4 protein-coding genes and 1 pseudogene are annotated in these 6,456 nt (G+C 58.4%); 3 read left to right on the forward strand and 2 right to left on the reverse strand.

Annotated elements, in window-relative coordinates; translation table 11 throughout:
- Positions 1-1,193: 1,193 nt before the first annotated feature.
- Together ACX4ZE_RS22300 and ACX4ZE_RS22305 are read left to right on the forward strand one after the other, a co-directional pair.
- Complete coding sequence (locus ACX4ZE_RS22300) at positions 1,194-3,092, forward strand: hypothetical protein (RefSeq protein ID WP_480275426.1); 1,899 nt, start codon at positions 1,194-1,196, stop codon at positions 3,090-3,092.
- Positions 3,082-3,669: an SMI1/KNR4 family protein gene (locus tag ACX4ZE_RS22305; RefSeq protein WP_480275427.1), complete on the forward strand. Its 588-nt coding sequence runs from the start codon at positions 3,082-3,084 to the stop codon at positions 3,667-3,669. The genes ACX4ZE_RS22300 and ACX4ZE_RS22305 overlap by 11 nt, the downstream gene beginning before the upstream one ends.
- A gap of 459 nt (positions 3,670-4,128) precedes the next feature.
- On the opposite strand, the pseudogene ACX4ZE_RS22310 reads toward ACX4ZE_RS22305, so the two are convergent.
- Positions 4,129-4,740, reverse strand: a pseudogene (locus tag ACX4ZE_RS22310) (IS630 family transposase); the annotation flags it as partial.
- Between the two features lie 15 nt (positions 4,741-4,755).
- Complete coding sequence (locus ACX4ZE_RS22315) at positions 4,756-5,217, reverse strand: helix-turn-helix domain-containing protein (RefSeq protein WP_480275428.1); 462 nt, start codon at positions 5,215-5,217, stop codon at positions 4,756-4,758.
- Between the two features lie 113 nt (positions 5,218-5,330).
- Here ACX4ZE_RS22315 and ACX4ZE_RS22320 point away from each other — a divergent pair, with 113 nt between their 5' ends.
- Positions 5,331-5,891: a toxin glutamine deamidase domain-containing protein gene (locus tag ACX4ZE_RS22320; RefSeq protein WP_480275429.1), complete on the forward strand. Its 561-nt coding sequence runs from the start codon at positions 5,331-5,333 to the stop codon at positions 5,889-5,891.
- Positions 5,892-6,456: the final 565 nt, after the last annotated feature.

Here is a 6,456-nt window from a genome sequence, read left to right on the forward strand (position 1 = left end):
GTTGACAAGCGCGGCACCCTTAAGCCAAGATTTTCGCGGTAGCACAACTGTGCCTCATACCATTCCCACCGTGATCTCCTCCTCGTCGACAGTTCCGGTGTCCCAGTCGATCCAAGCCCTGATCCACCCTCACGGATCGGGGCTTCCCGCATTCACGGCTGCTGTGTGTACAGCCGGGCAATGACACCCTCTCCGGCGTGCCGCTGCCACAACAGGCGGTCACGGCGCTACCACCACACCGGGTAACCGCGACAGCACAGCGTCTGTTCTGTCCGACTTCGACCACCCGGATCTTCCTTACTCGTTGCGGAACTCGGCACATCGCCGTTGTGTCCGTACGCGTCGCTGGCTACAAGGATCGGCAGCTGCTCTGCCTGTCCGATAGCAGCGGGCCGGTGACCTACACCGCTGATACGACCCTGCATACCCGGTGCCACCACCATGACCATCCGGGGCAGCGGGTTGTTCTGCGACTTCGCCGACCAGTCCGAACACGACCACCCCACCGGCTACTACGCCGTGCCCCGGACCGGCATCGACAGCCAACCGCATACCCCGATCACCACACGCGGCCCGCACCACCCTGGTGCAGGCCGCGTGTCGTATCCGCCTGCCCCTGTGCAGGAACCCACTCCTTTCGTCGTAACCGCATACCGATCTCTCCGAGGTGTAATCCGATGACAATCCCTGGCCTAGGTGGTCCCGAGCCCGAGGACTACTCGTGGGTCACCCGGCATGCCGCCTGGTTCGACTCGATAACTCCCGCCCGCGAGGACGACCCCGATGCCGGATCCGCGGGTGGTGGGGGTGGGAAGGTTTACAACTTCTACAACATGACTCCCGAATCGGCCGCCCGCATGGTCGACCGTATCGAAGCGCGGCGTGAACTCGAATCATCTGTGAGCGCCGAGACACAAACGGTGCCTGTACCACTGATGTCCGAAGCGTCTGCACCCGGTCACGCTAGATCGGGCACGGGAATCGGGAATATCAGCCTGCCACTCCACCAGGCTGCGACAGCGTACGCAGGACCAGACGGGGATGGTCCTTGGGCTCGCGACAACCCAGATGGATCCCACACTTACGGAAACCCTGACGGATCCAGAGAGACGCGTAACCCTGACGGAACCCTCCGATCGGAAACTCCCGCAACGTCGCCTCCACAACAACAGCCTGAGCAACAGCCGGCGCCTGTGAAGCAACCTCCGGTTCCGCAGTCGCCGACCCCAGTGGACGATTATCCCGGCCTGACAATTCCGGGTCCGCTCACCAAGGTCGATCCGAATAAGCCTCCGAGTGATTCCCCCACCACACCAGGGATGTTGTCTACACCGCAGGAAACGCCCAAGAGCTATCACACCTACGACCCCAACACCGGCAAGTCCGGTGAGATGCAGCTCCCGCCTGTCCCACTCACACCAGGAGTGGTCGAATCACCCGGCGGAACAATCGGTGTGGACAACTTCGACGGCTCGTATTGGGAATCCGTACCGGTCGATCCGAACCTGCCCGACGCCGCACGACAACGCCACTTGATCTACCACTCCGCATATAACGACGAAACATTCCATTACACCGCAACATACGACCAAGACGGCAACCTCAGTGGGCTTACAAATACTACTGTCACCCCCACCGTTATGAATCTCGAAATACGTAACGGCGAAGTGGTTGCTACGCCCCCTATCCGTCCCTTGGACGAGGGCCGCGCGCTCGCCTCCACAGAAGAGCTCCAGAGCGCCTTCATGCTGGTACTGCCCGGCGGTGCCGTCAAAACAGGTCTGCAAGGCGCACGGACCCTGGCAGACCTCTTGGGAGAGGGGGCCCCGGCCGCGCCTCCGGCCATCCCAGCCGCACCACGAGGACCAGTAGCACCGCAGCAACCGGCCAAGATCGAACCCGCCCCACGTCCTGTCATACGCCCTCCCTATCCAGACGGGCCTGAGATCGACTACCCAGGAAGCGGTTCCGGCAACGAAGAATCTCCAGCCCCGGCCGAAAACCCGATACCTGCACCAACACCCCCCACTTCTCCACCACCGGACACCACGACACAACCGACACCCGTAGCACCCACAACACCTCCAGGCGGCACACCCGGCCACCACCAACCCGGCCCAACCACCCCCAATCCAGAAATACCCGACGTCCCGGAAAACCCAACCGAACCACCAAAATTCGACCCCACCGACCCCGACAACCCAAGCGAAATCCCCGACCCGAGCGCTATTCCAGACCCGACGCACATACCTGTCCTACATCCCGGTCCGACGCGCCCGGGTCGCGCCCCTGCTCAACACGCCCTTCCTCGAGCCGAGACGAGGCCGACAACTGAGCAGTCTTCTGCACCAGGGGACGAACCGAACAGCACCTCCCCCGAGAGCTCTACTGCCATCGAGTCTGAAATATCTGAAACATCACTTCAGGAATGGGATCAACTCATACGGAAGAACGAAGAGGCTCGTAAAGAGCCGTTTACCGATGGGGCAAACAGAAAAATCAGGGAAAAATGGCCGATTAGAACCTTGACCACTGGCGAGGCTGCGGGAACAGTTGCCGGTAAAGTGTTCAGCGAGCAATTCTCGGTAGCAAGTGGGCAGCCGACTACCCTGAAAGGAACCGCCGGATCGCAGCCCGACCTCCCGGACGAAGGGCACCGCATCTACAAAACTTTCGAAGTGCAGCATCCGCGCACATTCGATTCCGAGCCCAAGATAATCGAGCAATTGACACGAGATATTCTGCGCACAGCTTCCGGCAAATCGGCACAAGAAGTCGAGGATGCCATCGTGGCTGCAATCGAAAAGGCGCAGAAAGATGGCAATGGTTACCCTATCGATGCCAAGGAGGTCGTGGAGGACGCGGCGCATCATCTCGGAATTGATATAGCAAGTACGAATATTCATGTTAAAGTCGATATGGTAATCGACTTCCCGAGAGGAAGGTTGAATGAAACGCCGGATAAGCAGATCTGCGCGTCGTGTCAAGCGGTTATCGAGAACTTTGAAGAAGCCTTCGATAACAAGGTTTCCGTGACTGCAAAGAATCTGGACGATGAATACTTGTGGAGGTTGGGAAGCAGTGGAAGATGACGATGCTCGAGTGGCCCGTGAGATACGGGAGATCTTCGATGGGGTTGTGGCGGAAGGTTTCCGCCCGGAAAGGGTCGAGGGCGCTTCGGATGCGGAGATCGATGCGATGGCCGCGACTCAAGGGGTGACCGAGGTTCCGGTGGCGTTCCGGGAGGTCTTGCGGATTCTCGGGAGGAAGCCGGGTGCTTGGTTCGCGGGGACGACGTTCGGTGTCCGTGTGGTGGATGCTCAGGTCAAGGAACTCGCCCTGGGTGATTTGGAGGAAGCCGAGGATTCGGGTATCCGCGATCCGGAGAACATGCTCGTGATCTCCGAGGCAGGGGGATGCAGTTCGATAGTGATCGACGGCACCGACCTGAAAAACCCCGACCCGCCGTTATGGCTAATACTGGAATCGGGTGAGGTGGAAAAGAAATTCGACTCGGTGAGCGCCTGGTTTTCGGACGTCGGAAAGTCTATGATCGACTACAAGCAAAGGCTTGTCAAGCGGCGCGCGAAAGGTCGCCCCGATATCTTAGGCGAGGAGTATTTTCGGTGGGATGAAGCGATCTCACGCGAGACTGGACCTCCAGTATGATAACGCCGACCGATGGTGCGTAACATATAACAACTTTCGAGCAAAAGTTCGAAAGTTGCGGTCGCAGCGAACTCTACATCCAACCGTAATTCGGACTGATGGTTCGGCTTACGGTTGGATGTAGATATATGTGCCTGCGAAGTTGAACAGGCTCGGCGAGTGGGATAGCGAACACTTACGGTTGACAGTCCGTACCGATCGTGCCCGTGCATTTATTCAATGCGGACAGAATCCTTTCGATACTCGACCGCAGGGTCGGGGACTTGCTGAGTGGCGCGTCAAGCTGGCATGAATCTCTGATGAAGATACAGCGAAGCACCTGGGTCGGGACAGGCTCCGGTCAAAACCGGGGTCTATTTTCGTTTCTAAGCCACAAAATCAACCCAACCCATACTCGGGGATATGGGTACGCAAGTCCAGTCGCTTAGAAAGCGGGTTATCTTTGGGGCTAGTGCCGCGTCAAGCAACCTTCGGTAGGTAATCAGGGTGCCGGATCTTCGACCCGACAGCGAAGTCGCGGATCGGTCCGGCATTCTGGTTACGCCACCGGACGTAGTCACCGATCGCGTCGTCCTGCTCGCCGTGGCTGCGGTGGTCGGTGCCGTTGAGCGCGAAATACCGCAACGCCGCGAACTCACACTCGATCCGGTTCAGCCACGACGAATATGTCGGCACGAACACCAACTCGACATCGTGTTCGGCGCACCATTCCCGCACCTCACACCGCTTGTGGACCGAGTAGTTGTCCAGGATCAGATACAGCTTCTCACCAGGCCAGCGAGCTCGCAGGGTCTTGAGGAACGCCAGGAACTCGGTCCAGCGTTTCCGGTCACGGATCCGGTAGTACAACTGCCCCGACCGCAGGTCCAGCGCCCCGAACATGTGCCGCACCCCCTGAGTGCGGTGGTATGTCGCTCGCAACCGCTTCGGAGTCCGCTGCGGAAACCAGCCGCGCCCTGCCCGCGGCATCAGGTTCAAGGGCCCGAACTCGTCGACACACACCACCCGGCCATCGGCAGGCGGGTTGTCGTAGAGGTCGAGCACCCGGGCCATCTTCTCGGCGAACTCGGGATCGTTGCTGGCCTTTCATGTTTTCGTGGCCTGCCACGACACCCCACCGGCCTTCAGGATCTGACGCAGGGTTTCGCGGCTGATGTCGGCGATCCCGTTGATCCGCAACGCTTCCGACAGTTTCGACAGACTCCAGGTCGAGAACGGCCAGCCCAGGTCACGGGGGCAGCACCGGGCGATCTGACAGATCCGCTCACGCGTGGTCGGATCAGTCTTCGCCGGCCTGCCCCCGCTCCATTTTGGGTCCAGAGCAGCGAACCCCTCAGCGTTGAAGTCGTGGATGACTTGCCGCACATAGCTTTCCGACACCTGCATCAGCTTCGCGATGAACCCGACAGGCTGACGCTGGGCCGAGGCCATCACCACGATCGCCCGCCGCGTCCTGACGGGCTGTTTGCTGGTCTTGGCGATCCGCTGAACTTTCCGCCCCTCATCAGGGGACAACTGCCGCACGAACACATCCGGTTGCCGAGCCACGACACCACCTCCACCGGCAGCATCACCGGCAGTGCGGTCGCCGCGCAAGCCGACACCCGGATTACCGCAACAACCTATCCGGACGCGGCACTAGCCAACCGATTCCGCCGCCGATGATGGACCTTGTGGACCTGGCATTCCCTTTCCTGTACGACCGCAGTAACAGTGAGGATCCTCATCAGTTCATCCCCTATCGTGATCCAGAATTGTGGCTGTATGGAATCAACCCTGGCTACGGGGTTGATTCAGGGCGAACGAACAATTGTGGTGATTGCACACGAGCAAGCGAAATGACATGGAGAGGCATCGAGATAATGGCTGGTGCTTCTCAACTCCCCGACGATGAGGGCGAACCACTGGAAGTGATAGATATATGGAGTAATGGAGATCGGGTACCCGCCACCTTTGGTCATATAGAGGCAAACCTCTTAAGCCTGGGGTCCGGTGCCAGCGCAGTCGTCGGTGTCGATTGGCACGCGGGGGGTGGGCATTGGTTTAATGCTTTCAACATAAATGGCCAAGTGGTTGCCTTGGACGGGCAGTCCGCACAGATGGAACCTTGGCCACCCACGGCAAACGGGCTGGGCTTCGATGAGAGTGATTGTGAATACATAGACGCTATTTATATTGATCCATACGGACACCATTTGAAGGAGGGAGAATTTTCATGGTAGATGAAAAAGTGGCCAATGAAATATTCCGAGAACATTTCGGCTCATATAACTTCAGTATGGAAAAATTTGACAGAGGATGGATCGTATTTCCCAGAGGTCGCGGTAGCGCGACGCTCGTAGTGGAACGCGAAACCGGGGCCTTGATGAGATTCCCGTCCGCGATACCGCCGATGAGGATTATACGGAATTACAACGAACTGAAGGGGCGTGGGATTCCTATCAGCACAGAGGGGCCAAACTAGCCTTGATCTCACGCCGGGCCTTCGGTTCGGCGTGAGTGGGTAGCTTAGGTTAAGCAAGGCGCTGAGACATCAGGAGAAATAGAGCTCTGTGACGTGGACGGAAATTTAGTTCAGGGAACCCAACATCCTGACTTGGTCATTGTCTCGTACGTGGTTCGCGACAGCACCGGTCAGGTATTATACGATAAAGAGGTTGAATTTGAGAATGAAGCAGGGCAGGTGTTCGATCGGATGACCGCAAAAGAGTTCAAAGCGCTATTGACCCGGAACTAAATGGTTGAAGTGTAAATGGTGTGTGGGGTACGGAAGTAGCCGCGGACATG

It is taken from the genome of Nocardia sp. TBRC8007, assembly GCF_056629435.1.